A 25,321-nucleotide genomic window follows, 5' to 3' on the forward strand; every position below is an offset into this window, starting at 1 on the left:
AAGTGTAGTCATATATTCACGCGGCTTATAGTCAATAATATTGATTCAGAAAAGAGAGAAATCTGAATAAATTACCCCGCTCGCTGCCTGCGAATCGTCATATTGCTGGTCTGCGCCAGTGACATCCCACGTGTTTCCGGGGCAAACGCTACGGAAATCAACAAGCCAAATAGCGAGATCCCCGCCCCCATCAGCATGGTGCTACTGATACCGTAATTATTGATAAAGATTGGCAGCGCCCAGGTCGAAACAATGGTGCCAATACGGCTTAATGACATAATCACGCCCACGGCTGAAGCACGAATATCCGTCGGGAAGAGTTCATTAGGATAGAGCCACTGCAAATTACCTGGCCCGCCAGAGAAAAAGGCATACACCGCAAAAGCCATTACTACCAGCCAGATCCCCATATCCGGGATCAGCCCCAAAACCGCCAGCGCCAGCGTCATCATGGCAAAGCTGCCAATCAACAATGGACGCCGTCCGGCAGTGTTTAACCACAGCATCGGCGGAATACAGCCGAGCATAAAGAACAGGCTAATCACCACATTCCCCAGCGCCGCGTTTTTGCCAACACCCAATCCCAACAAACCAACGATTTGCGGGCCAAAGGTGTAAATGGCGAACATTGGAATCACCTGGCAGGTCCAGATGGCGGCAACAAACAGAACAAAAGGAAAATGGCGGCGATTAAACAGATCGCGAAAACGGGTTTGCTGCGGCTGCTCTTCCTCGAAAGCCACCGGTTCGCCAAACAGTTTGATCATCATCTCTTCGCACTCTTTCACTCGCCCTTTGCGTAACAACCAGCGGGGAGATTCAGGCAGTTCGAATCGACCAATCAAAATCAACAAACAGGGGATCGCTGCGCTGCCCAGCATCCAGCGCCAGCCGCCTTCCACATCATAAAGCCAGTAGCCGACCAGATCGGCACAGGTCGCGCCGACATACCACATGGCGGCGATAAAGCTGATGGAAAACGCCCGCTGACGGGTGCTGGAGAACTCGGTGATCATTGAGGTGGCGATGGGATAATCTGCACCGATAACAATGCCGATGAGTACCCGCATCACCAACAGTTCGACGGGGGATGAGACAAACATCGTCGCCACCGATATCACGCCGATGGCGATGATATCAATGAGGAACATTTTGCGCCGTCCGACTTTATCGGAGATATAGCCAAACAGCGATGTGCCAACGAACAGCCCGGCGAGCGTTCCCGCGCCCAGCAAGCCAATCCAGTCAGCGTCCAGCTTCAGCGCCGGAGTCAGTTGCTCCAGCGCCACGCCAATCATTACCAGTACATAACCATCCAGAAACGGCCCCCCGCTTCCCCACAGCAAAATGCGGCGGTGAATAGAGGAAAATTTAAGATCGTCAAAGTTTCTGGACGGTTGCATGGGTTATTCCTGTTTTTTTGCAATGAGAGTCAGTACGGCGTTACGTATCAAACCGACATCAACCGTAACGGAACTCCACACCAAAGGTGCCGCGCGGGTATTCCCACTGTTCCAGCGCCGACCCCAGCCCCAGAATGCGACAGGTGCCGCACTCCAGACATCCGGCGTAATCGAAGCGCACACTGCCGTCATCCTGCTTCTTGTACAGACCTGCGGGGCACGCTTTCACCAGCAGCTCCAGCGCCTGTTTATCGGCATCGGCCTTCACAACAATGTGCGGATGCTCTTCATCGACATTGAATTTATTGACGCCCAGTTTGACGTCCACATTGACGGGAGAAGTCATAAAACGGTCACTCCTTTCATGCCATCCTTGATTAGATTGATGAAGCCCACTTTCTTGCCGTGGCGGAGGATTTTCTTGCGCATCAGTTCCGGCGCGCTGCCGTCAATGGTGAACAGGTCACGCGCCACGCCCACCGCCAGTTCCGGGTAGCCGCTAAACATGCGTGGATTATCAAGGAACGCCGGTAGTTTCTGGTACATGCGCATATCGCGCAGCGGGCCACTCTCCAGATGCTGACGATATTCCGCCAGTTTCTGCTTACTAAAATCGTCGTTTTTCATCGCTGAAAGCACGGTTTTTGCTGCGGCTTCCCCGGCGGCAATCGCCAGATCCATACCGCGAATGGTAAAACCGAGGTTCATACACATTCCGGCGGCATCACCGGCAATCAATACGCCATCACCGACCAGCTCCGGCAGCATGTTGATGCCTGCTTCCGGCACTACGTGAGCGGAATATTCCACCAGCTTGCCGCCCGCGATCAGCGGTGCAACGGCCGGATGCTGTTTGAAATCTTCCAGCATTTGCGGCACCGATTTTTTTGCGTCATGCAGATGATGCAGACCACAAACCAGCCCCAGCGACAGGGTATTTTCATTGGTATAAAGGAAGCCGCCGCCCATCAGGCCATCGGTGGGGGAACCCGCAAACAGGCAAGCCGCACCCTGATTACCCTGCAACTGAAAACGGTCTTCGATAACCGACTTCGGTAACTCGATCAGTTCCTTCACGCCAACCGCCACATCCGTCGGTTTAACGCGTTTTGCCATCCCCAGCTTTTCGGCAAGGATGGAATTCACCCCGTCAGCAAGGATCACCGTTTTCGCTTCAATCACATCGCCATCGGCTTCTACGCCGACAACTTTGCCATCGCGCTGTACGAGGTTATCGACGCGAATCCCGGTAATTAACTGCGCGCCCGCGTCTTCGGCCTGCTCCATCAGCCAGGCATCAAATTTACTGCGCAAAACGGAGTAAGAACGCTGGGATGGCGAGGTTTCATCACCATTGCAGTAGTCCATGGTCATCGCTGACTTTTCCGTCATAAACGCGAGTTTTTCATGGGTGATCAGGCGTTCTACGGGGGCGGATTCGGCGAAACCAGGAATAATGTGTTCCAGACTGTGGGCATAGAGACGCCCGCCGGTGACGTTCTTGGCACCCGCGGAATTGCCACGCTCGATAACTAACACTTGCGCCCCTTCGCGGGCGAGCACCAGTGCGGCAACCGAACCGGCAAGCCCAGCACCGACGATGATGGCGTCAAAGATATCTTCGGACATAAGAACTCCCTGTCAGCGGCAGGGCCGAAATGCAGCCCTGCCAGAGTGGATCAACGCGCTAAAGCTGCGGTCAGCGCCGGAAGGATCTTCACGGCGTCGCCAACAATGCCGTAATCCGCATACTGGAAGATCGGCGCATTTTTATCTTTATTGATGGCGAAAATGGTTTGCGACGCGTTAGCGCCAACCATGTGCTGGATCTGCCCGGAGATCCCCACCGCCAGATACAGTTCAGGTTTCAGCATCAGGTTGGAGATACCGACATAGCGTTCGTGCTCCATCCATTTTTCGTTTTCCGCCACCGGACGAGAACAGGCCAGCTCCGCACCTATCGCCTTGCAAAGCTGTTCTGCCAGCGCAATGTTCTCTTTGCTGCCAATGCCGCGACCGACGCTGACCACCAGACGGGCTTTGTCGAGATCGACGCTGTTGCTCTGGCGCGACTGGGTTGCCGTGCGGGTAATCGCCACAGCCGGAGCCTGCCACTCCACGGTGTGCGTTTCGCCAGTGCGTGACGCGTCTGGCTGAGCCGCATCAAACGTGCCGCTGCTGATGGTCAGTACCGCATACGGCGTGGCAATGCGTTCTTCGCCAATTGCCAGGCCGCCGTAAACCATGTGTTTCACCGTCGCTTTACCGTCCTGTACGCTGACGGTGCTGGCATCGTTAGAAACTGCCGCTTTGAGGCGATAACCCAGTTTTGCCGCCAGTAATTTGCCGCGACGGGTGTTTGGCAGCAGTACCAGGCCGTCTGCGCCGTGCTGGCGAATAGTGTCAGCCATGACACTGGCGTAATCTTCGATCATCCGATCGTCCGGTTTGCCGCTTAATTTCCAGACATGATTAGCGCCGAGCTGGATTGCCTGTGCGCCATCGGCATCATTGAGGACAAAGGTGTTGATTTGATTAGCTAAAGCCTGCGCACCGTTCATCAGTTCCGGCAGACGAGAAGGGGTATCGCTGAATACCCAGACTTGAGAAAACGTGTTCATAGCATCCCCTGTAATTAAATGACTTTGCGAAGATTTTCAGCAAATGCGGCGATCTGTTCTTCGCCGTCGCCTTCAATCACGATGCGCTGACGCTCGCGCTGTTTCGGCGCGGCAACCTGTTGTTCAGACCACGCAACCTCCGCGTTAAAACCGATATCCGCCGCCGACCACACCTGGACTGGCTTTTTCGCCGCGCCGAGAATGGATTTCATCGAAGGAATTTGTGGGGAGTTGATATCAGTGGAAACAGCAATAACCGCAGGCAGCGGAATGCTTAAGGTTTCTGTTTCATCTTCCAGTTCGCGCTCAACGGTGAGGGTATCTGCCGTCAGGGAGATAATTTTGCTGACGCCGTTAACTGCCGGAATATTGAGGATTTCGCCCACCAGCAGACCAACCTGCTGGGCATAAAGGTCGGAAGAACCGTCGCCGCACAGGATCAGATCAAAGCCAGCTTTCTGTGCCGCGGCAGCCAGTGCAGTCGCCGTTTGTTGCGGCAGTGCCTGCTCGAACTGGTCATCAATCACCACAATCAGTTCATCCGGGCCGCGCGATAGCACATCTTTACGCCCTTTGGCGTTGGTCAGGGCTTTACCGCCCACACTTAAGGCCGTCACCTGCGCCTCTGCCGCCTGCTGTTTTAACTGGCAAGCCGATTCAATAGCGTTCAAATCGTATTGGCTTATTTTCGCATCGGCTTTACTGAAGTCTAACGAACCATCAGCATTATTGACCGCAATATCCTGTTCATCAGGCACGCACTTATAGCAAGTAATAATCTTCATTGCATCTCCAGAAATCATGAAGGAAACGTCGTTCATATCGGTGGTGTTAATTACAGATATCACGTCCTTTAATTCGGGAATAAAACTTTAATCACCAATATTGAAAATGTCACACGCAGATAAATCCAACTTTCAATATTGTTAAGCTCCTCACCAATATTGAAAACATGGCGTAGCAAAGAGAAATTTTCAATATTGTTTTATGGATCACCAATATTGAAAGTCAGATGCTATTTTTTTACTCACAATCAAATCCATCATATTGATTAATAATGGATATTTACACAAAGACACTCTGTTTTTACCCGATGAAAAACTGTGACTTACATCACAGAATGCAGCCAATTGAATACCCATTATGAGTTAGCCATTAACGCGTCCACGAGGTTAATAATAATTATATTAAATGTTAACAAAAATAAAACAAACGGGAACGCAAAATAAATATTCGTTTTCACAGTGGAATTAACTCATGACAAAAGAAAAGAGTAAAACGGGAATAGAACCGAAGGTGTTCTTTCCGCCATTAATAATCGCTGGCATACTTTGTTGGCTTACCGTAAGGGATCTGGATGCGGCGAATGTCGTTATTAATGCTGTATTCAGTTACGTCACCAATGTATGGGGATGGGCATTTGAATGGTATATGGTGGTGATGCTTTTCGGCTGGTTCTGGCTGGTGTTTGGCCCATATGCCAAAAAGCGTTTAGGTAACGAACCGCCAGAGTTTAGCACCGCCAGTTGGATCTTTATGATGTTCGCCTCCTGTACGTCAGCCGCCGTACTGTTCTGGGGATCGATTGAGATCTACTACTACATCTCCACACCGCCATTTGCTTTAGCGCCAAACTCTACTGGCGCGAAAGAACTGGGGCTGGCCTACAGTTTGTTCCACTGGGGACCGCTACCGTGGGCCACTTACAGCTTCCTTTCCGTCGCCTTCGCGTACTTCTTCTTTGTCCGCAAAATGGATGTGATTCGCCCCAGCTCCACTCTGGTGCCGCTGGTCGGTGAAAAACATGCCAAAGGCTTGTTTGGCACTATCGTCGATAACTTCTATCTGGTGGCGCTGATCTTCGCAATGGGCACCAGTCTGGGTCTTGCCACGCCGCTGGTGACCGAGTGTATGCAGTACCTGTTTGGTATTCCGCATACCCTGCAACTGGACGCCATTATCATTACCTGCTGGATCATCCTCAACGCTATCTGCGTCGCTTGTGGTCTGCAAAAAGGGGTAAAAATCGCCAGCGATGTGCGCAGCTATCTGAGTTTCCTGATGCTTGGCTGGGTATTCATCGTCAGCGGCGCCAGCTTCATCATGAACTACTTCACCGACTCGGTGGGAATGTTGCTAATGTATCTGCCGCGCATGTTGTTCTATACCGATGCCGTTGGCAAAGGCGGCTTCCCGCAGGGCTGGACCGTGTTCTACTGGGCATGGTGGGTAATTTATGCCATCCAGATGAGTATCTTCCTGGCGCGTATTTCCCGTGGTCGTACCGTGCGTGAACTGTGCTTCGGTATGGTGATGGGGCTGACAGCATCCACCTGGATCCTGTGGACCGTACTCGGCAGTAACACTTTGCTGTTGATGGATAAAAATATCATCAACATTCCAAACCTGATCGAACAGTACGGTGTGGCGCGCGCCATCATCGAAACCTGGGCCGCTCTGCCGCTCAGCACTGCCACCATGTGGGGCTTCTTCATTCTCTGCTTTATTGCCACCGTTACCCTAATTAACGCCTGCTCTTACACCCTGGCGATGTCCACTTGCCGCGAAGTACGCGATGGCGAAGAGCCGCCGCTGCTGGTGCGTATCGGCTGGTCAGTGTTGGTTGGTGTTATCGGCATTGTTCTGCTGGCGCTCGGCGGCCTGAAACCGATTCAAACCGCCATCATCGCCGGAGGATGCCCGCTGTTCTTCGTCAACATTATGGTGACGCTCTCCTTTATTAAAGACGCGAAACAGAACTGGAAAGATTAATTAACCCCCAAAATATCAAGAGGTTGAAAGATGGATTTTAATTTAAATGATGAGCAGGAACTGTTTGTCGCCGGTATCCGCGAACTGATGGCCAGCGAAAACTGGGAGGCCTATTTTGCCGAGTGCGACCGTGACAGCGTCTACCCGGAACGTTTTGTCAAAGCACTGGCGGATATGGATATCGACAGCCTGCTGATCCCGGAAGAGCACGGTGGTCTGGATGCGGGGTTTGTTACCCTCGCCGCCGTGTGGATGGAACTGGGTCGTTTGGGGGCGCCAACCTACGTGTTGTATCAGTTGCCTGGCGGGTTTAACACCATCCTGCGTGAAGGCACACAAGAGCAGATCGACAAGATTATGGCGTTTCGTGGTACCGGTAAGCAGATGTGGAACTCAGCGATTACCGAACCGGGCGCGGGCTCCGACGTGGGTAGCCTGAAAACGACTTATACCCGTAGAGATGGTAAGATTTATCTTAATGGCAGTAAGTGTTTTATTACCAGCAGCGCCTACACCCCGTACATCGTGGTGATGGCGCGCGACGGGGCTTCTCCGGACAAACCTGTCTACACCGAATGGTTTGTCGATATGAGCAAACCGGGCATCAAAGTGACCAAACTTGAGAAGCTCGGTCTGCGTATGGATAGCTGCTGTGAAATCACCTTTGACGATGTGGAACTGGACGAGAAAGACATGTTCGGTCGGGAAGGTAACGGCTTTAACCGCGTCAAAGAAGAGTTCGACCATGAACGTTTCCTGGTAGCCCTGACCAACTACGGTACGGCGATGTGCGCCTTTGAAGATGCGGCGCGCTACGCCAACCAGCGCGTGCAGTTTGGCGAGGCTATTGGTCGTTTCCAGTTGATTCAGGAAAAATTCGCCCACATGGCGATCAAATTAAACTCCATGAAAAACATGCTGTATGAAGCAGCGTGGAAAGCAGACAACGGCACCATCACCTCTGGTGATGCGGCAATGTGCAAATACTTCTGCGCCAATGCGGCATTTGAAGTGGTGGATAGCGCAATGCAGGTGCTGGGCGGTGTCGGGATTGCGGGCAACCACCGCATCAGCCGCTTCTGGCGTGACCTGCGTGTAGACCGCGTCTCCGGGGGATCTGACGAAATGCAGATCCTGACGCTGGGTCGTGCGGTGCTGAAGCAATACCGCTAAGTCCGTGCACTGCCTGATGCGACGCTGATGCGTTTTATCAGGTCTACGGAAGCACGAATGTAGGCCGGATAAGGCGTTTACGCCGCATCCGGCAGTCATGCGCTACACAATTTTTCAGGAGCTAATAATGGATCATCTACCCATGCCGAAATTCGGGCCGCTGGCCGGATTGCGCGTTGTCTTCTCCGGTATCGAAATCGCCGGGCCGTTCGCCGGGCAAATGTTCGCAGAATGGGGGGCGGAAGTTATCTGGATCGAGAACGTCGCCTGGGCCGACACCATTCGCGTTCAACCTAACTACCCGCAGCTCTCTCGTCGCAATTTGCACGCGCTGTCGTTAAATATTTTCAAAGATGAAGGCCGCGAAGCGTTTCTGAAATTAATGGAAACCACCGATATCTTCATCGAAGCCAGTAAAGGTCCGGCCTTTGCCCGTCGTGGCATTACCGATGAAGTCCTGTGGCAGCACAACCCGAAACTGGTTATCGCTCACCTGTCCGGTTTTGGTCAGTACGGCACCGAGGAGTACACCAATCTTCCGGCCTATAACACCATCGCCCAGGCCTTCAGTGGTTATCTGATACAGAACGGTGATGTTGACCAGCCAATGCCTGCCTTCCCGTATACCGCCGATTACTTTTCTGGCCTGACAGCCACCACGGCAGCGCTGGCAGCACTGCATAAAGTGCGTGAAACCGGTAAAGGCGAAAGTATCGACATTGCCATGTATGAAGTGATGCTGCGTATGGGCCAGTACTTCATGATGGATTACTTCAACGGCGGCGAAATGTGCCCGCGCATGACCAAAGGTAAAGATCCCTACTACGCCGGTTGCGGTCTGTACAAATGCGCCGACGGCTACATCGTGATGGAACTGGTGGGCATTACTCAGATTGCAGAATGCTTTAAAGATATCGGCCTCGCACATCTGCTCGGTACGCCGGAAATCCCGGAAGGCACCCAGCTTATCCACCGTATCGAATGCCCTTACGGACCACTGGTAGAAGAGAAACTCGATGCCTGGCTGGCGGCGCACACCATCGCGGAAGTTAAAGAACGCTTTGCTGAACTGAATATCGCCTGCGCCAAAGTGCTGACCGTACCGGAACTGGAAAGCAATCCACAGTATGTGGCTCGTGAATCAATCACCCAGTGGCAAACGATGGATGGTCGCACCTGCAAAGGGCCAAACGTGATGCCGAAATTCAAAAATAACCCAGGCCAAATCTGGCGCGGAATGCCATCACATGGCATGGATACGGCTGCCATTTTGAAAACTATCGGCTACAGCGAAAACGACATTCAGGAGTTGGTCAGCAAAGGTCTGGCCAAAGTTGAGGACTAAACGCGTGGCGCCAGTCGGCTTGCCTGACTAGCGCCCGCCAATAACAAACGAACAAAATGGATAGAGGTGCAATGGATATCATTGGCGGACAACATCTACGTCAAATGTGGGACGATCTGGCGGACGTTTACGGTCATAAAACGGCGCTGATTTGTGAATCCAGCGGCGGAGTCGTTAACCGGTATAGTTATCTTGAGTTAAATCAGGAGATTAACCGCACGGCAAACCTGTTTTATACGCTGGGGATTCGCAAAGGCGACAAAGTTGCTCTACATCTCGACAACTGCCCGGAATTTATCTTTTGCTGGTTCGGGCTGGCAAAAATTGGCGCGATTATGGTGCCGATTAACGCCCGCCTGTTACGCGAAGAAAGCGTGTGGATCCTGCAAAATAGCCAGGCGTGCCTGCTGGTGACCAGTGCGCAATTCTATCCTATGTATCAACAGATTCAGCAGGAAGATGCCACTCAGTTGCGGCACATTTGCCTGACAGATGTGGCGCTTCCCGCTGATGATGGTGTGAGTTCGTTTACTCAACTGAAAAATCAACAACCTGCCACCTTGTGCTATGCACCGCCGCTAACGACCGACGATACGGCGGAAATTCTCTTTACCTCCGGTACCACTTCCCGACCGAAAGGGGTGGTGATTACCCATTACAACCTGCGCTTCGCTGGATATTACTCCGCCTGGCAGTGCGCACTGCGTGACGATGACGTCTACCTGACGGTAATGCCTGCGTTTCATATCGATTGCCAGTGTACTGCGGCGATGGCGGCGTTTTCTGCCGGAGCCACCTTTGTGCTGGTCGAGAAATACAGCGCCCGCGCCTTCTGGGGACAGGTACAGAAGTATCGCGCCACCGTTACCGAATGTATTCCGATGATGATCCGTACGTTGATGGTGCGACCGCCTTCAGCGAGCGATCAGCAACACCATCTGCGGGAAGTAATGTTTTATCTCAACCTGTCGGAGCAGGAAAAAGATGCGTTTTGTGAACGCTTCGGCGTTCGCTTGCTGACCTCTTATGGGATGACGGAAACCATTGTTGGCATTATCGGCGATCGCCCTGGCGATAAACGACGCTGGCCGTCGATTGGTCGGGCGGGGTTTTGCTACGAAGCGGAGATTCGCGACGATCACAATCGTCCGCTCCCAGCTGGTGAGATCGGTGAAATCTGCATTAAAGGCGTACCGGGAAAAACCATCTTCAAAGAGTACTTTCTCAACCCGCAAGCCACTGCGAAAGTGCTGGAAGCCGATGGCTGGCTGCATACCGGCGATACCGGATACCGCGACGAAGAGGGCTTTTTTTATTTCGTCGATCGTCGCTGCAATATGATCAAACGCGGTGGGGAGAATGTCTCTTGCGTAGAGCTGGAAAATATTATCGCCGCGCACCCGAAAATTCAGGACATCGTGGTTGTTGGTATTAAAGATTCGATTCGCGATGAAGCCATCAAAGCGTTTGTGGTGCTGAATGAAGGTGAAATATTGAGCGAAGAGGAATTCTTCAACTTCTGCGAACAGAATATGGCGAAATTTAAAGTGCCCTCTTATCTGGAGATCAGAAAAGATCTGCCACGTAATTGCTCGGGGAAAATAATCAGAAAGGCGCTGAAATAAACACTACAGCAGGGTACTACTCTGTCTGGTAATAATCACGTTCAACAATAATATGCATTTTTTTGCAGGGCCGTTGTCGTCCCTGAAAAAGCAAAAATGGAGAAAAGGAATGAGCGAATCATTACATCTGACCCGCAACGGATCAATTCTGGAAATTACCCTAGATCGCCCAAAAGCGAATGCTATTGATGCGAAAACCAGCTTTGAAATGGGCGAAGTATTTCTAAATTTCCGTGACGATCCGCAATTACGTGTCGCCATTATTACCGGTGCCGGAGAGAAATTCTTTTCCGCAGGCTGGGATTTAAAAGCAGCAGCAGAAGGCGAAGCACCGGATGCTGACTTTGGTCCGGGTGGTTTTGCGGGCTTAACCGAAATTTTCAATCTGGATAAACCGGTCATCGCAGCCGTGAACGGATACGCCTTTGGCGGCGGTTTCGAACTGGCGCTGGCGGCAGATTTTATTGTTTGTGCCGATAACGCCAGCTTCGCCCTGCCGGAAGCCAAACTGGGCATCGTTCCTGACAGCGGCGGTGTGCTGCGTCTGCCGAAGATCCTGCCGCCTGCCATCGTCAATGAAATGGTGATGACCGGCAGAAGAATGGGCGCAGAAGAGGCGCTGCGTTGGGGGATAGTCAACCGCGTAGTTAGCCAGACGGAACTGATGGATAACGCCCGCGAACTGGCGCAGCAACTGGTTGACAGCGCCCCGCTGGCGATCGCGGCGCTGAAAGAGATCTACCGCACCACCAGCGAAATGCCAGTAGAAGAAGCGTATCGCTATATTCGCAGCGGCGTGTTGAAACACTACCCATCAGTTCTGCATTCGGAAGATGCCCTTGAAGGGCCGCTGGCGTTTGCCGAGAAGCGCGATCCGGTGTGGAAAGGACGTTAACAACCGTGAGCTATTACGCCTTTGAAGGGTTAATTCCAGTGGTTCACCCGACGGCGTTTGTCCATCCCAGTGCAGTATTGATTGGCGATGTGATTGTGGGGGCCGGAGTCTACATCGGCCCCCTCGCCTCGCTGCGTGGTGACTACGGGCGTTTGATCGTGCAAGCGGGAGCCAATATTCAGGATGGCTGCATTATGCATGGCTACTGCGACACTGACACCATCGTTGGAGAAAACGGCCATATCGGGCACGGAGCGATCCTGCATGGTTGTGTGATTGGTCGCGATGCATTGGTCGGGATGAACAGCGTGATTATGGATGGCGCGGTCATTGGCGAAGAGAGCATTGTTGCCGCCATGAGTTTTGTCAAAGCAGGCTTTAGCGGCGAGAAACGCCAGTTGTTGATGGGGACGCCAGCCCGCGCTGTACGCAGTGTGAGTGACGACGAGTTACACTGGAAGCGGTTAAATACCAAAGAATATCATGATCTTGTCGGGCGTTGTCATGCATCGTTACATGAAACGCAGCCGTTGAGGCAAATGGAGGAAAATCGCCCCCGTTTGCAGGGGACGACGGATGTGACGCCGAAACGGTAACATCGTCAGATGCGGCATAAACGCCTTATCCAACCCGGCAGGAAAGCCCCCGTAGGCAGGATAAGATGCGCCAGCATCGCATCCGGCGATAGCTGTCGGATGCGGCATAAACGCCTTATCCAACCCTGCTGGAGAGCAACCGTAGGCCGGATAAGATGCGCCAGCATCGCATCCGGCGACCAGGTCGCACGGTATCAACGAAATGACATTAACGACGCATACTCTTTGACAACATCATCTGCCACTTCTGCTCGCGGTTAAGTTCCGTGAGCGGAACGGCAGGAATACGCGGAGTCTTTCTTACGCCGACTAATTTATCCCGGCTGTTATTGCGCAGGCGCGCGTAAATTTGCTCATCGATATCGACCACTTTTACCAGTCGCTGGCACTGGCATCCCCGCCCTTCCAGCTTATTAGGGATCATCTTAACTTCGCAGCTTATTTCTGCGACTTCCGACAGAATATAAGTCAGGGTATTAACCGCCTTGCTGTGTTCAATATCGAAATGAATAGAGATCTCTCTTGCTATCACCCACCGGTTTTCAGCCATCATCCATTCGGCGATTAACAAATAGAGTGGTTTTTCAACACATCCTTCACACATACGAACTCCAGTTTCACAAATTAAAAGACTGGCTATGACTCGTTTTGCAGCAATTAAACAAGGCCATATTAAAATTGTGGATATATCGATAGTATGCAACCTAACGAAGGATTAGTGTGAGCAAAATCCTGCTTACGCCATCAAAAATATGAATTCCAACAAAGTTTTGTCTTACAGATAAAAAAACGGTCCTCTTTCGAGAACCGTATTAGTTATTCGATCAAATTGGCGAATAGAACATATCCGCCATCACACGCTATTATTTGATCTGTGCGTGCATTTCCTGCACCGAAATAACTTTTTCGGTCGCATCGGCATTCAGCGCCATCGCGGTGGCGAAACCGCCGTTCAGGGTGGTGTCGTAATGCACTTTATATTGCAGCGCACTGCGACGGATCACGCGGGAGTCTTCAATCGCGCGACGACCTGAGGTGGTGTTGATGATGTAGGTATATTCGCCATTCTTGATACGGTCCTGAATGTGCGGACGACCTTCATGCACCTTGTTTACCAGACGCGGGTTGATACCTGCTTCGCCCAGCACAATCGCCGTGCCGTGGGTTGCATCCAGCTCGAAGCCCTGTTTCAGCAGTTTTGCCGCCAGGTCCACCACGCGTTCTTTGTCGCCTTCACGCACGGAGAGCAGCGCACGGCCCTGTTTCTTCATGGTGGAGTTACTGCCCAGCTGCGCTTTGGCAAATGCTTCAGCGAAGGTGCGCCCGACGCCCATCACTTCCCCGGTGGAGCGCATTTCTGGCCCTAACAGCGGGTCAACGCCCGGGAATTTGTTGAACGGCAGCACCACTTCTTTCACCGAGTAGTACGGCGGGATAACTTCTTTGGTTACGCCCTGCTCAGCCAGCGATTTGCCAGCCATCACGCGCGCCGCCACTTTTGCCAGCGGCACGCCGGTGGCTTTGGAGACGAACGGAACGGTACGCGCCGCACGCGGGTTAACTTCAATCAGGTAGACTTCGTTGTTTTTCACCGCAAACTGCACGTTCATCAGGCCGCGCACCTGCAATTCGAAGGCCAGTTTCTGCACCTGCTGGCGCATCACATCCTGAATTTCCTGACTTAAGGTGTACGCAGGCAGAGAACATGCGGAGTCACCGGAGTGCACGCCCGCCTGCTCGATGTGCTCCATAATGCCGCCAATCAGCACCATTTCGCCGTCGCAGATGGCATCCACGTCAACTTCAACCGCATCATCAAGGAAGTGATCCAGCAACACTGGCGCATCGTTAGACACGCTGACCGCCGTCTGGAAGTAGCGACGCAGGTCAGCTTCGTCATAGACGATTTCCATCGCCCGACCGCCGAGAACGTAAGACGGGCGCACCACCAGCGGGTAGCCAATCTCTTTTGCCTTCTCAACCGCCATTTCAATAGCGGTAACGGTGGCGTTCGCCGGTTGTTTCAGTTTCAGACGGTCAACCGCATGCTGGAAGCGTTCACGGTCTTCTGCACGGTCAATCGCATCCGGGCTGGTACCGATAACCGGGACGCCAGCGGCTTCCAGCGCACGTGCCAGTTTCAGCGGGGTCTGACCGCCGTACTGGACGATAACGCCTTTCGGCTTCTCAATACGCACAATTTCCAGCACATCTTCCAGAGTTACCGGCTCGAAGTAGAGGCGGTCGGAAGTATCGTAGTCGGTGGAGACGGTTTCCGGGTTACAGTTCACCATAATGGTTTCGTAACCGTCTTCACGCAGCGCCAGCGAGGCGTGTACGCAGCAGTAGTCGAATTCGATACCCTGACCGATACGGTTCGGGCCGCCGCCAAGCACCATGATTTTTTCACGGTCGGTAGACGGATTCGATTCGCACTCTTCTTCATAAGTGGAGTACATATAAGCGGTGTCGGTGGCAAATTCTGCCGCACAGGTATCCACGCGCTTATAAACCGGGTGCAGATCATACTGGTCGCGCAGCTTGCGGATTTCCGCTTCGCGAACGCCCGCCAGTTTAGCCAGACGCGCATCGGCAAAGCCTTTGCGTTTCAGCTGGCGCAGGAAGTCAGCGTTCAGGCCAGTGATGCCCACTTCTGCGACTTTCTCTTCCAGACGCACCAGCTCTTCAATCTGTACCAGGAACCAGCGGTCAATGTTGGTCAGGTTGAAGACGCCGTCCACAGACAGGCCCGCACGGAAAGCATCGGCGATGTACCAGATACGCTCTGCGCCTGCATCTTTCAGTTCGCGACGGATTTTGGTTAACGCTTCCGGGTCATCCAGGCTCACTTTCGGGTCAAAGCCAGTCGCACCGACTTCCAGGCCGCGCAGCGCTTTTTGCAGGGACTCCTGCTGCGTGCGACCAATCGCCATCACTTCGCCAACCGATTTCATCTGAGTGGTCAGACGGTCGTTCGCACCAGCGAATTTCTCGAAGTTGAAGCGAGGAATTTTAGTAACCACATAGTCGATGGACGGCTCAAAGGAGGCCGGAGTACGTCCGCCTGTGATGTCGTTCATCAGTTCGTCGAGGGTGTAACCCACCGCCAGTTTCGCCGCCACTTTAGCAATCGGGAAACCAGTGGCTTTCGACGCCAGCGCCGAAGAACGGGACACGCGCGGGTTCATTTCGATAACAATCAGGCGACCGTTTTTCGGGTTCACCGCAAACTGGACGTTGGAACCACCGGTTTCAACACCGATTTCACGCAGCACTGCCATCGAGGCGTTACGCATGATTTGATATTCTTTGTCAGTCAGCGTTTGCGCTGGCGCGACAGTGATGGAGTCACCGGTGTGGATGCCCATTGCATCGAAGTTTTCGATAGAGCAGACGATGATGCAGTTGTCGTTTTTATCACGCACCACTTCCATCTCGTACTCTTTCCAGCCAATCAGCGACTCATCAATCAGCAGCTCTTTGGTCGGGGAGAGATCCAGACCGCGGGCGCAGATTTCTTCAAACTCTTCGCGGTTATAAGCGATACCGCCACCACTACCGCCCATGGTGAAGGATGGGCGAATAATGCACGGGAAGCCCACGTCAGCGGCAACCGCCAGCGCTTCTTCCATCGTGTGTGCAATACCGGAACGCGCAGTTTCCAGACCGATTTTCTTCATCGCTACGTCGAAACGGCGGCGGTCTTCTGCTTTATCAATCGCATCGGCGGTAGCACCAATCATGGTGACACCGAACTCTTCCAGCACACCCTGACGCTCCAGCTCCAGCGCGCAGTTCAACGCCGTCTGACCGCCCATCGTTGGCAGCACTGCGTCCGGGCGCTCTTTTTCAATAATCTTGCGTACCACTTCCCAGTGAATCGGCTCGATGTAGGTCGCATCAGCCATTTCCGGGTCGGTCATGATGGTCGCCGGGTTGGAGTTCACCAGAATGACGCGGTAACCTTCTTCGCGCAGGGCTTTACATGCTTGCGCGCCAGAGTAGTCAAACTCACACGCCTGACCGATAACAATCGGGCCCGCACCCAGAATCAGGATACTTTTTATATCTGTACGTTTTGGCATGACTCTTTTACTCCTGATTACTTAGCGGTTTTACGGTACTGCTCAATTAACTCGATAAAGTGGTCGAACAACGGCGCTGCGTCGTGTGGACCAGGGCTGGCTTCCGGGTGACCCTGGAAGCTGAACGCCGGTTTATCGGTGCGATGAATCCCCTGTAACGTACCGTCGAACAGGGATTTATGCGTGACACGCAGGTTTGCAGGTAATGTTGCTTCATCCACCGCAAAACCGTGGTTCTGGGCGGTGATCATCACCACGTTTTTCTCAACATCTTTCACCGGATGGTTGCCGCCGTGGTGTCCGAACTTCATCTTAATGGTCTTCGCACCGCTCGCCAGTGCCAGCAACTGATGGCCGAGGCAGATGCCGAATACCGGAATATCGGTTTCGAGGAATTTCTGGATGGCAGTAATAGCGTAATCGCACGGGGCCGGGTCGCCAGGACCGTTGGAGAGGAAGATACCGTCTGGATTCATTTTCAGCACATCTTCCGCAGAAGTTTGCGCCGGAACGATGGTCAGGCGGCAGCCTCTGTCCACCAGCATCCGCAGGATGTTGCGCTTGGCACCGAAATCGTAGGCCACGACGTGGAACGGCAGCTCGTCTTCTTTTTTCGCTTCTGGCAGGCCGCCGGTCAGCGTCCAGCTCCCTTGTGTCCAGCTATAGGCTTCTGCGGTGGTCACTTCTTTTGCCAGATCCATGCCGTTCAGACCTGGGAACGCGCGGGCTTTTTCTAATGCCAGCGCCGCATCCGGGTTATCGCCCGCGATAATGCAGCCATTCTGTGCGCCTTTCTCGCGCAGTAAACGCGTCAGCTTACGGGTATCGATATCGGCAATCGCCACGATGTTATGGCGTTTCAGGTAAGAAGAGAGGTCTTCGGTGTTGCGGAAGTTGCTGGCAATCAGCGGCAGGTCGCGAATCACCAGACCTTGTGCATGTACCTGAGAAGATTCTTCATCGGCGTCATTAGTGCCGACATTGCCAATATGGGGATAAGTAAGAGTAACGATTTGACGAGAATAGGAAGGATCAGTGAGGATTTCTTGATAACCGGTCATTGAAGTATTGAAAACGACTTCCCCAACCGCCGAACCTGTTGCCCCTATGGCCCGACCGTGAAACTGGGTTCCGTCTTCCAGAACCAATAGCGCTGACTTAATCAAAACACCCTCCAGAGAATATTCACTCACTTTATTTGCATATTAATTCACAATGATGACGTAAATCAATGCAAATCTGCTTACCGACGAATTTCTGGCAAACGGCGGCATTCTGGAGATATGGGCGCTAAAAGTCAACTCAATCGCGGTATTTATTATATGATTTTATGCGTCATGCATATTTTTATGGCATTAAGCGACAAAAAGATCACCTAACGTAGTCAGGAAAACGCTTGCACAGCGAGAAGAATGTAAAAACCAAATTCACTCGGGAAAAAAGTGGACCAAATGGTCAAAATTTACATTAAAACAACAAAAACCACAGACAAAACTTTGTATTTTTAGCAATTTTAATCAATCATTAAGAAAAAACCACAAAATAAAAGGGCTAAAAATTAAAGCCCTTTACAATCAATAAATTAGATATGTTATTTTTGCATCAATACAAATGTTTTGTGGTTATAATTTATTGAGATTCAGCACATCTCGCATATCAAAAAGACCTTTTTTCTTGCCATTTAGCCACAATGCCGATCTTACCGCACCGTTAGCAAATGTCATGCGGCTGGACGCCTTATGGGTAATCTCCAGACGTTCGCCGATATCGGCAAACATGGCGGTATGTTCACCCACGATGTCACCCGCTCGTACAGTGGCAAAACCAATGGTGCCAGGAACACGTTCACCGGTATGGCCTTCACGACTGTAGACCGCGCAATCTTTCAGGTCTTTATCAAGAGCGTGGGCAATCGCCTCCCCCATCGCCAGCGCAGTGCCTGACGGCGCATCGACTTTATGTCTATGATGTGCTTCGATAATTTCAATATCGGTGTAGTCACCCATTACCTGAGTGGCTTTCTCCAGCAGCTTAAGCATGACGTTAACGCCAACGCTAAAATTGGCGGCAAAGACAATCGCAATATCTGTGGCAGCGTCACGAATCGCTTGTTTGCCAGCGTCATCAAAACCCGTTGTACCAATCACCATCCCTTTACCATGCTGGCGACAAAAAGCGAGATGGTTCAGCGTACCTTCCGGACGGGTAAAATCGATAAACACATCAAAATCATCTTTTACCGCGTCGAGGCTGCTTTGCACGGTAACGCCTGTTTTTCCGACTCCGGCCAGTTCACCGGCGTCGCTGCCCAGTAAAGAAGATCCTTCGCGCTCCAGCGCCGCGCCCAGCTGCACGCCTTCTAATGCCAGCGCCGCCTGAATCAACTGGCGGCCCATACGCCCCCCGGCTCCCGCGATGGCAACGCGGATGTTTGCATCATGCATAGCTATTCTCTTTTGTTAATTTGCATAGACCGTTTTCAGAGTAACCAGCGCATCGCTACGCCGCCAGCCAAAAACGCTGATAATTAGAAATTAATGATAAACAGGGAGGGATATCAGTGAAAGGCATGACGCAGAAAGTGATGCGTCATACCATCTGTCATTATGCCTGGTCTTGTGACTTTGACGGCAGGCAGCAAAGTATAAGCAGAATTACGCCCGTAACAGGGATCAACACGACAATAATGACCCACCACCCTGGATATCCGATATCGTGCATCCTTCTGACGGCTAGCGCCATCGCCGGTACGGCAAAAATCAACGTTAAAATAAATGACGCGGGCAGCGCAAAAAAAATGAAAACACCATAGTCATTGTTCATTGTTTCCGCAAACCACCAGCATAAAAGCGGTAGCAGACAGATAACGACACTACCGATCATAAACGACCAGAACTCAAAACGGGTGGCGACACCTTCATAATTAAAGATGTTTTTCCACCCTTCCAAATACGCTTCTCCATACGTCATAGAACACTTCCTTGTTTTCTGATTAGTTCGCCAGGGCCAGCACTTCCGCCACCCACTGCTGAAAGCCTTTCACATCCAGATCCAGCGCCACCTGCACGTTTGCAGGTTTACTCAGGCAACCGTCGATATCAACAACCGTAGTACCTGAGGTAAATTCGCCCTGCGTTTCCACTGCCACAAAACACGGCTTGAGAGTGAATAAGTCCGGGCGCACCAGCCAGGCGATGGCGCAGAGATCGTGCATACGCAGACCGCTTTGCATACTGCCGCTACGGTAGTGACTAAACAAGGCGTGCAGCATTTTTCCGGTACGATTCAACTCCGGCAATGTAGCAAGATAATCAGGAGCTAACACCGCCTGATTGGTGACATCCAGACCGCACATGACGATTTCGATGCCGCTACGGAAGACGCACGCAGCCGCTTCTGGATCGGCAGCGATATTAAACTCGGCGTTTGGTGTGCAGTTGCCGCGTCCGGCAGAACCACCCATGATCACCAGACGGCGAATATGCGGTTTGCATTCCGGGCATTGTGAAAGTAACAGCGCAATATTGGTTAACGGGCCGATGGCTACCAGAGTAACAGGCTCAGGCGCACGCAGCAGGGCATCCCGAATAGCCAGAAATGCGGGTTTGTCCAGTGGGCTTCTGTTGTGCTCGACAAAGTCGTAGCCAGCCATTCCCGATTCACCGTGCACAGATGCTGCATTACGCGGTGCGCGTACCAGCGGCACGGCAGCTCCCTGGGCAAGCGGAATCTCCGCATTCCAGAAATGCAGCAGTTGCAGGGCGTTGCGGGTAGTTTTCTCAACCGAGACATTACCTGCGACGGTGGTCATCAGTTGCAGGTCGAGCTCGGGGGCAAAAATCGCGGCGGCAATAGCGACGGCATCGTCAATGCCGGGGTCTGTATCGAGGAAAATAGGTAAACGCATGTTTTCTCCATAAAAAATGCCGGTAACAAGACCGGCATTTTCGCATAACTTAGGCTGCTAATGACTTAATCAACTTCACGAATATCGACACGCAACTCTTTCGGCACTTCGAAAACGATATTTTCTTCGCGGCCTTCCAGCGGAATGGCTTCGCCACCGCCAAGCTGCTGTAAACGTGCGACTACGTTCTGTACCAGAATATCCGGAGCCGATGCGCCAGCAGTCACACCGACGCATTTCACCTCTTTTACCCACTCTTCCTGGATATCTGTCGCATCGTCAATCAAAAACGCCCGTTTGCCCATGCGCTGGGCCAGTTCCGCCAGACGGTTGGAGTTGGAGGAATTTTTCGATCCGACCACCAGCACCACTTCTGCCTGCTCTGCCAGGGCGCGTACCGCTTCCTGACGGTTGGTGGTGGCGTAGCAGATATCATCTTTGCGCGGCCCGACAATTTTCGGGAAGCGTTTACGCAGTGCGTCGATGACATCAGACGTGTCATCCACCGATAGCGTGGTCTGGGTCATAAAGGAGAGTTTCTCTTCGTTTTTGACCGTCAGTTTCCACACGTCGTCCGGCGACTCGACCAGATACATTCCCCCTTCCGGGTTACTGTACTGGCCCATCGTACCTTCCACTTCCGGATGCCCGGCGTGGCCGATGAGAATCGACTCTTCGCCACGACGGCTGGCGCGCGCGACTTCCATATGCACTTTGGTCACCAGCGGACAGGTCGCGTCAAATACCGTCAAATCGCGACTTTTCGCTTCGTTGCGGACTGCCTGAGAAACACCGTGTGCGGAAAAAATCAGGATCGCGCCGTCCGGCACTTCGCTGATCTGCTCAATAAAGATAGCCCCACGCTCGCGCAGGCTATCGACCACGTAGCGGTTATGTACCACTTCGTGACGGACATAAATCGGTGCGCCGTAAATGGCCAGCGCGTTTTCAACAATGCTGATAGCGCGGTCTACCCCGGCACAAAAACCACGCGGGTTGGCCAACAGGATCTGCATGTTACGCCTCCAGTGCCGGATCGATTTCCAGCACTTCAATATCAAAATGAACGGTCTGCCCGGCCAGCGGATGGTTGAAATCAACGGTAATGGAGTCGCCGTTAATTTCGCGGATCACGCCAGGCATCTCACTGCCATCCATTGCGGTAAAAAGCATGATTGCGCCAATTTCTGGCTCGCCTGCATCCATAAACTCACGGCGGGAGAAGTACTGAATCAGGTCTGGTGACGGCACGCCAAACGCCGCATCTGGCTCCAGCGAGAAGGTGGTTTTATCGCCCACTTTCAGCCCCAGCAGATGTTGCTCCAGCCCTTCGGAAAGAGAAGCATCACCCAGGCGGAATAGCGCCGGTTTACCGTTGTTGCGGGTAGACTCGGCGGTGGTGCCATCGTCGAGTTTTAGCGTGAAGTGCACCAGGACGGCGCTATTGCTCTGTACAGATTCAGACATGCAGGTTTGCTCTTATATTTTGAGGATTTTTGCCGGATGCGCCTACGATTTCGCAGCAATCTGTAGGCCGGATAAGATGCGTTAGCATCGCATCCGGCAGGGTTTATTATTGTTTTTTCGCTTTAGAAGGCAAAAAACCTTCCAGCACAATCAGTGCCGCACCGACACAGATTGCAGTATCGGCAAGGTTGAAGGTGGCGAAGTGCCAGTCGCCGACGTAGAAGTCGATCATATCGACAACGAAGCCGTGCCACAGGCGGTCGAACAGATTGCCCAGCGCGCCGCCAATAATCAGCGCGTAAGCGATATTGTTTAGCTTCTGCGTGGCTTTTGAGCGATACATCATCACTACCAGAATCACGCTAATACCAATCGCTATACCGGCAAAGAACCAACGCTGCCAGCCGCCGCTATCGGCAAGGAAACTAAACGCCGCGCCATAGTTACGCGCATAATGCAGATTAAGCGACGGGAACAGCGGGACCGTATCCCCCAGAGCAAAGTTCTGGAGGATCAGGTATTTGCTGCCCAGATCGATAATCAGCACGACTACCACCAGCCACAGCCAGCGTAGCCCTGTTGAACAGATCGATTGACTCATCAGGCAAACTTACGTTTTTCACCGTCACCGGCGACGTTGCTGACACAGCGGCCGCAGATTTCTGCGTGTTCCGCCACCTTGCCGACATCCTGGGTGTAGTGCCAGCAGCGTGGACACTTCTCACCTTCGGCTTTACTCAACGCGACTTTCAGCCCTTTGAGTACTTCGCTCTGCTGAGCATCAGCAGGTGCGTCGTTATAGTCTGCAACGGTAGCGCCGGAGGTCAACAGGACAAATCGTAATTCATCGCCCAGCGCAGTCAGTTTCGCCGCCAGTTCCGGTTCAGCATACAGCGTCACTGCCGCTTCCAGCGAGCCGCCCACTTTCTTGTCGGCACGCGCTTGCTCAATGACTTTGTTCACTTCGCCACGCACTTTCAGCAGCTCGTCCCAGAACGCATCGTTCATCGCTTCGCTGTCTGCCAGACCAAACAGGCCTTCGTACCACTCGCCGGTGAAGACGTATTTTTCACGCTCGCCCGGCAGGTAGCCCCACACTTCATCAGCGGTGAAGGAGAGGATAGGTGCCATCCAGCGAACCAGCGCTTCTGCGATGTGATACAGCGCAGTCTGGCAGCTACGACGCGCCACACTGTCCGCTTTGGCGGTGTACTGACGGTCTTTGATGATGTCGAGGTAGAAGGAACCCATCTCAACGGAACAGAAGCGCATCAGACGCTGTACCACTTCGTGGAAATCGTATGCTTCGTACGCCTTGAGGATGTCTTCCTGTGCCGCTTTCGCACAACCTACGGCCCAGCGATCAAGTACCACCATCTCTTCCGGTTTCACCATATCTTTTGCCGGATCAAAACCGTTCAGGTTTGCCAGCAGGAAGCGCGCGGTGTTACGGATACGACGATAGCTGTCGGCAGCACGTTTCAGGATCTCGTCAGAAACGGCCATTTCACCGGTGTAGTCGGTAGATGCCACCCACAGACGCAGAATATCCGCGCCCAGTTTGTTCATCACATCCTGCGGCGAAACGGTGTTGCCGATGGATTTAGACATCTTGCGACCCTGACCATCCACGGTAAAGCCGTGGGTCAGTACCTCACGATACGGCGCTTTGCCCTTCATCGCGGTAGAGATCATCAGAGAGGACATGAACCAGCCGCGGTGTTGGTCAGAACCTTCCAGATACATATCCGCTGCGTGACCAGCAAATTCAGGACGCACGTCAACAACGGAAGAGTGGGTAGATCCGGAGTCAAACCATACGTCGAGAGTATCCGGCACTTTCACATACTGGTCAGCTTCGTCGCCGAGAATCTCTTTCGCATCGAGATCCCACCACGCCTGGATGCCATCAACTTCAACGCGTTTAGCCACTTCTTCCATAAGTTCGAGGGTACGCGGATGCAGTTCTTCCGTGTCTTTATGCACGAACAGTGACATCGGTACGCCCCAGGTGCGCTGACGGGAGATACACCAGTCAGGACGGTTAGCGACCATCGACTCGATACGCGCCTGGCCCCAGTCAGGGATCCACTGCACGCCTTTGATCTCTTTCAGTGACTGCGCACGCAGACCTTTCTGATCCATGCTGACGAACCACTGCGGCGTCGCGCGGAAGATGATCGGCGTTTTGTGACGCCAGCAGCACGGATAGCTGTGCTGCATTTTCTCAACGTGCAGCAGCGCACCTTTTTCCTGCAGCAGCGCAACGACGATGTCGTTCGCTTTGAAGACGTTCACGCCATCCAGCGTCGGGTAAGTACCCGGCAGATAAGTGCCGTCCGGGCCAACCGGGTTAGCGGTTTCCAGACCATATTTTTGACCGATTACATAGTCGTCCGGACCGTGGCCAGGCGCGGTGTGAACGGCACCGGTACCAGCATCCAGGGTAACGTGATCGCCGAGGATTGCCGGAACGTCGAAACCCATAAACGGATGGGTAAAGCGCAGCAGCTCAAGCTCCGCACCTTTTACCGTGCCGAGAATGGTGTAATCGGTAACGCCGATACGCTGCATTACGCTTTCAACCAGATCTTTCGCCAGAATCACGGCCTGACCGTCGATCTGCACCAGCGCATAGTCGAAATCCGGTGCAATAGAGATTGCGCGGTTTGCAGGCAGAGTCCACGGCGTGGTGGTCCAGATTACCAGCGAGATTGGGCCGTTAACGTTGCTGACGACAAATTTTGCTTTCAGCGCATCCTGATCGACCGCCTGGAAAGCGACGTCGATGGACGGAGAAGTTTTGTCGTAATACTCAACTTCCGCTTCTGCCAGTGCAGAACGGCAGTCAACGCACCAGTGCACTGGCTTCGCGCCTTTGTGCAGGTGACCGTTGCCGATGATTTTGCCCAGCGCGCGGATGATATTGGCTTCAGTTTTGAAGTCCATGGTCAGGTACGGGTGCGACCAGTCGCCCAGCACGCCCAGACGGATAAAGTCTTTGCGCTGACCGTCAACCTGGGTCGCAGCGTATTCGCGGCACTTGGCGCGGAACTCGGCAGCAGTGAATTTCTCACCCGGCTTACCGTATTCTTGCTCTACTTTCAGCTCGATCGGCAGACCGTGGCAGTCCCAGCCAGGCACATACGGCGAGTCATAACCGGAAAGTCCTTTGGACTTCACGATAATGTCTTTCAGAATCTTGTTAACCGAGTGACCAATATGAATGCTGCCATTCGCATAAGGAGGGCCATCATGCAGAATGAAGTTTTTTTTGCCTTTTTTAGCCGCACGAATGATGCCGTACAGGTCATCATCAGTCCAACGCGCCAGCATTCCCGGTTCGCGTTTGGCGAGATCGCCACGCATCGGGAACCCTGTTTCCGGCAAATTCAGGGTTGATTTATAGTCACTCATCAGATTCTCGGTTCC

General features: G+C 52.8%; 21 protein-coding genes. 6 read left to right on the forward strand and 15 right to left on the reverse strand.

Annotated features, from left to right (window positions below):
* Window positions 1-71: 71 nt before the first annotated feature.
* The 5 genes from FEK43_RS04710 to FEK43_RS04730 are packed head-to-tail and all read right to left on the reverse strand — an operon-like array spanning window position 72 to window position 4,809.
* On the reverse strand, window positions 72-1,403 hold the full coding sequence (locus tag FEK43_RS04710) for an MFS transporter (protein WP_130204863.1): 1,332 nt from the start codon (window positions 1,401-1,403) through the stop codon (window positions 72-74).
* Between the two features lie 58 nt (window positions 1,404-1,461).
* On the reverse strand, window positions 1,462-1,749 hold the full coding sequence (fixX, locus tag FEK43_RS04715; RefSeq protein WP_000203741.1) for a ferredoxin-like protein FixX: 288 nt from the start codon (window positions 1,747-1,749) through the stop codon (window positions 1,462-1,464).
* Window positions 1,746-3,032 carry an FAD-dependent oxidoreductase gene (locus tag FEK43_RS04720; RefSeq protein WP_135406043.1) on the reverse strand — a complete coding sequence of 429 codons (1,287 nt, stop codon included), beginning with the start codon at window positions 3,030-3,032 and terminating at the stop codon, window positions 1,746-1,748. Before FEK43_RS04720 ends, fixX begins: the two co-directional genes overlap by 4 nt.
* Window positions 3,033-3,082: 50 nt before the next feature.
* Entirely contained in the window at window positions 3,083-4,024 is a 942-nt protein-coding gene (locus FEK43_RS04725; RefSeq protein ID WP_130204859.1) for an electron transfer flavoprotein subunit alpha/FixB family protein, read from the reverse strand.
* 14 nt (window positions 4,025-4,038) lie between these two features.
* On the reverse strand, window positions 4,039-4,809 hold the full coding sequence (locus FEK43_RS04730; RefSeq protein ID WP_135406042.1) for an electron transfer flavoprotein FixA: 771 nt from the start codon (window positions 4,807-4,809) through the stop codon (window positions 4,039-4,041).
* A gap of 472 nt (window positions 4,810-5,281) precedes the next feature.
* On the opposite strand from FEK43_RS04730, the gene caiT reads away from it, so the two are divergent.
* The 6 genes from caiT (at window position 5,282) to caiE (ending at window position 12,430) form a co-directional block, all read left to right on the forward strand.
* A complete protein-coding gene (gene caiT, locus FEK43_RS04735) occupies window positions 5,282-6,796 on the forward strand; it encodes an L-carnitine/gamma-butyrobetaine antiporter (RefSeq protein ID WP_135406041.1) in 1,515 nt (504 codons plus the stop codon).
* 30 nt (window positions 6,797-6,826) lie between these two features.
* Window positions 6,827-7,969, forward strand: coding sequence for a crotonobetainyl-CoA dehydrogenase (gene caiA / locus FEK43_RS04740; protein ID WP_130217474.1), 1,143 nt, complete (start codon window positions 6,827-6,829; stop codon window positions 7,967-7,969).
* Between the two features lie 127 nt (window positions 7,970-8,096).
* On the forward strand, window positions 8,097-9,314 hold the full coding sequence (caiB, locus tag FEK43_RS04745; RefSeq protein ID WP_130204851.1) for an L-carnitine CoA-transferase: 1,218 nt from the start codon (window positions 8,097-8,099) through the stop codon (window positions 9,312-9,314).
* A 71-nt stretch (window positions 9,315-9,385) separates the two neighbouring features.
* The gene (caiC, locus tag FEK43_RS04750) at window positions 9,386-10,939 is read left to right on the forward strand and encodes a crotonobetaine/carnitine-CoA ligase (protein WP_135406081.1); all 1,554 of its coding nucleotides are present in this window, start codon (window positions 9,386-9,388) and stop codon (window positions 10,937-10,939) included.
* 109 nt (window positions 10,940-11,048) lie between these two features.
* On the forward strand, window positions 11,049-11,834 hold the full coding sequence (caiD, locus tag FEK43_RS04755; protein ID WP_130259614.1) for a crotonobetainyl-CoA hydratase: 786 nt from the start codon (window positions 11,049-11,051) through the stop codon (window positions 11,832-11,834).
* Between the two features lie 5 nt (window positions 11,835-11,839).
* The gene (gene caiE, locus FEK43_RS04760) at window positions 11,840-12,430 is read left to right on the forward strand and encodes a carnitine operon protein CaiE (RefSeq protein WP_131161266.1); all 591 of its coding nucleotides are present in this window, start codon (window positions 11,840-11,842) and stop codon (window positions 12,428-12,430) included.
* Window positions 12,431-12,638: 208 nt separating this feature from the next.
* Here the strand turns inward: caiE and caiF are convergent, their stop codons facing one another.
* The 10 genes from caiF to ileS all read right to left on the reverse strand — a co-directional run bounded on the left by caiF (window position 12,639) and on the right by ileS (window position 25,306).
* Entirely contained in the window at window positions 12,639-13,034 is a 396-nt protein-coding gene (gene caiF, locus FEK43_RS04765) for a carnitine metabolism transcriptional regulator CaiF (RefSeq protein WP_130204845.1), read from the reverse strand.
* Window positions 13,035-13,293: 259 nt separating this feature from the next.
* Window positions 13,294-16,515 carry a carbamoyl-phosphate synthase large subunit gene (gene carB, locus FEK43_RS04770; RefSeq protein WP_130204843.1) on the reverse strand — a complete coding sequence of 1,074 codons (3,222 nt, stop codon included), beginning with the start codon at window positions 16,513-16,515 and terminating at the stop codon, window positions 13,294-13,296.
* A 17-nt stretch (window positions 16,516-16,532) separates the two neighbouring features.
* Complete coding sequence (gene carA / locus FEK43_RS04775) at window positions 16,533-17,681, reverse strand: glutamine-hydrolyzing carbamoyl-phosphate synthase small subunit (RefSeq protein WP_001589662.1); 1,149 nt, start codon at window positions 17,679-17,681, stop codon at window positions 16,533-16,535.
* 456 nt (window positions 17,682-18,137) lie between these two features.
* A complete protein-coding gene (gene dapB, locus FEK43_RS04780) occupies window positions 18,138-18,959 on the reverse strand; it encodes a 4-hydroxy-tetrahydrodipicolinate reductase (protein ID WP_135406040.1) in 822 nt (273 codons plus the stop codon).
* Window positions 18,960-19,119: 160 nt separating this feature from the next.
* The gene (locus FEK43_RS04785; RefSeq protein WP_130204839.1) at window positions 19,120-19,485 is read right to left on the reverse strand and encodes a DUF805 domain-containing protein; all 366 of its coding nucleotides are present in this window, start codon (window positions 19,483-19,485) and stop codon (window positions 19,120-19,122) included.
* 22 nt (window positions 19,486-19,507) lie between these two features.
* Window positions 19,508-20,422: a ribonucleoside hydrolase RihC gene (rihC, locus tag FEK43_RS04790; protein WP_130204837.1), complete on the reverse strand. Its 915-nt coding sequence runs from the start codon at window positions 20,420-20,422 to the stop codon at window positions 19,508-19,510.
* A 65-nt stretch (window positions 20,423-20,487) separates the two neighbouring features.
* Window positions 20,488-21,438, reverse strand: a complete 951-nt coding sequence (ispH, locus tag FEK43_RS04795; RefSeq protein WP_130204835.1) for a 4-hydroxy-3-methylbut-2-enyl diphosphate reductase — start codon at window positions 21,436-21,438, stop codon at window positions 20,488-20,490.
* Window position 21,439: 1 nt separating this feature from the next.
* Entirely contained in the window at window positions 21,440-21,889 is a 450-nt protein-coding gene (gene fkpB / locus FEK43_RS04800; RefSeq protein ID WP_000004655.1) for an FKBP-type peptidyl-prolyl cis-trans isomerase, read from the reverse strand.
* Between the two features lie 106 nt (window positions 21,890-21,995).
* Window positions 21,996-22,490 carry a signal peptidase II gene (lspA, locus tag FEK43_RS04805; protein WP_000083381.1) on the reverse strand — a complete coding sequence of 165 codons (495 nt, stop codon included), beginning with the start codon at window positions 22,488-22,490 and terminating at the stop codon, window positions 21,996-21,998.
* The gene (ileS, locus tag FEK43_RS04810; protein WP_135406039.1) at window positions 22,490-25,306 is read right to left on the reverse strand and encodes an isoleucine--tRNA ligase; all 2,817 of its coding nucleotides are present in this window, start codon (window positions 25,304-25,306) and stop codon (window positions 22,490-22,492) included. The genes lspA and ileS overlap by 1 nt, the downstream gene beginning before the upstream one ends.
* Window positions 25,307-25,321 lie beyond the last annotated feature (15 nt).

Origin of the sequence: Escherichia sp. E2562 (assembly GCF_005781075.1) — a bacterium.
GTDB lineage: Bacteria > Pseudomonadota > Gammaproteobacteria > Enterobacterales > Enterobacteriaceae > Escherichia.